Genomic DNA, 1,580 nt, shown 5'->3' on the forward strand with positions numbered 1-1,580 from the left:
ATTGTTGTCGGTTTTATAAACCAACACGCTTGACGTTTTGTTTAGTTTTCAAAGAACTTTTTAATGTCTATCGCTCGTAAGCGACTTTATTAATTTAACACAATCGATCATCGCTGTCAACATGTCTTAACGAAAATTTATTTCTCTTAATTTTTGCTGTCTGCGAAGCGACAAGGAATAATATATCACAATCCCTTTTATAGAGTCAACACTATTCTAAAAAAAATTCATAATAATTTTCTACTCATAATGCTTAACCTGTTTCGGTCTTAAATATTTAGAGCATTCTTGAGGTGTAGCAACTCTCTTAAATAATTTAAATAATATTTGATAGCGCTCCTCCATCGCTCTTTTTACAATATGATCTATCCGATGATCTTGAAGATCATGTAGAATCTCATCCATTTCTCTTTTAAGCAAATACTCCAGTTCCTTTTGTTCCATTGTGTTCAACATAAAACCAATCATGCTGTCACCTCTTATTTAATGACTCTTTCGTATAGAATGTCGCTTTCCGAGTTTAATGTCATCTACTTTTCATCTAGACAGTTACTCTTTTCTGAACGATCAATACGGTATTAATCGTTAAAAGTGAGCTCAACTTCATATGAAATAGGTTAGAAAACAACAAAGTTTTAGAAAAGAGCCTAGCTAATATATTCTAGTTATTACCAATCTTCCTTGATTTATGAAAAAAATCTTTTTGTTCCTCATTCGCTCATAAAATGTACAAGTTCGCATATGTATTTCACAAGAGACTTGTACTAGGGAGGTATGATTATGAATTTTTTCTTTATATTAAATGGGAAAAAGATTAAACATTCAATGATAATTGTAATTGCAGCCTTTTTTACAGCCGGTATTTTATTCATCGGCGGTTCATTCAGCGAACCTGTCTTTTCTACTAAGGAGGGACCACGAGCCATCTTTAAGGGAGAAGGGAAGGATAAAAAAGTTGCTCTTACCTTTGATATTAGTTGGGGCGACGAACGTGCCATCTCAATTCTTGATGCATTAAAAACACATAATATTAAGGGAAGCACGTTTTTCCTTTCAGCTTCTTGGGCAGAAAGCCACCCTGATGTCGTAAAAAGAATAATGGAAGATGGCCACGAAATTGGAAGTATGGGATATCAGTGGAAAAGTTACACAAGTATGGATGAGCAAAAGATTAAACGTGATATATTACAAGCGCAAGAAGTATTTACAACACTAGGAGTAAAAGATGTTACTCTATTACGTCCTCCGAGTGGTAACTTTGATGAAAAAGTGTTGAAAGTTGCAGAGAGCACTGGATATACAGTAGTTCATTGGAGTGTGAATTCTCAAGATTGGACGAATCCAGGAACTGAAGAGATAGTAAAGAACGTAAAAAGGATGAAGGCCGGAGACATCATTTTACTTCATGCCTCAGATTCGGCTAAACAAACAGAAAATGCAATTCCGGAGATTGCTAAGTTACTAAAGGAAAAAGGATTTAAAAATCAATCCATTTCGGAGTTGATTGCAAATACCGAGGCAAAGACAAAAGAACTGGATTAGCCAATCTTACAAAACCATACACATAAAAAAGCTGACAC

At 34.6% G+C, this 1,580-nt stretch carries 2 protein-coding genes; one reads left to right on the forward strand and one right to left on the reverse strand.

Annotated elements, in window-relative coordinates:
• Nucleotides 1-240 precede the first annotated feature (240 nt).
• On the reverse strand, nucleotides 241-468 hold the full coding sequence (locus LT143_RS20255; RefSeq protein ID WP_246946193.1) for a hypothetical protein: 228 nt from the start codon (nucleotides 466-468) through the stop codon (nucleotides 241-243).
• Nucleotides 469-780: 312 nt separating this feature from the next.
• Between LT143_RS20255 and pdaB the strand changes: the two genes are divergently transcribed.
• On the forward strand, nucleotides 781-1,542 hold the full coding sequence (gene pdaB, locus LT143_RS20260; protein ID WP_246946194.1) for a polysaccharide deacetylase family sporulation protein PdaB: 762 nt from the start codon (nucleotides 781-783) through the stop codon (nucleotides 1,540-1,542).
• The last annotated feature ends 38 nt before the right edge of the window (nucleotides 1,543-1,580 follow it).

This window comes from Bacillus pinisoli (genome assembly GCF_023036475.1).
Classification (GTDB): Bacteria; Bacillota; Bacilli; order Bacillales; family SA4; genus Bacillus_BS; species Bacillus_BS pinisoli.

Bases quoted from the DNA above. Each gene is read 5' to 3' on its own strand.
- LT143_RS20255 (WP_246946193.1), bottom strand. From the start codon at position 468: ATGATTGGTTTTATGTTGAACACAATGGAACAAAAGGAACTGGAGTAT.
- pdaB (WP_246946194.1), top strand. From the start codon at position 781: ATGAATTTTTTCTTTATATTAAATGGGAAAAAGATTAAACATTCAATG.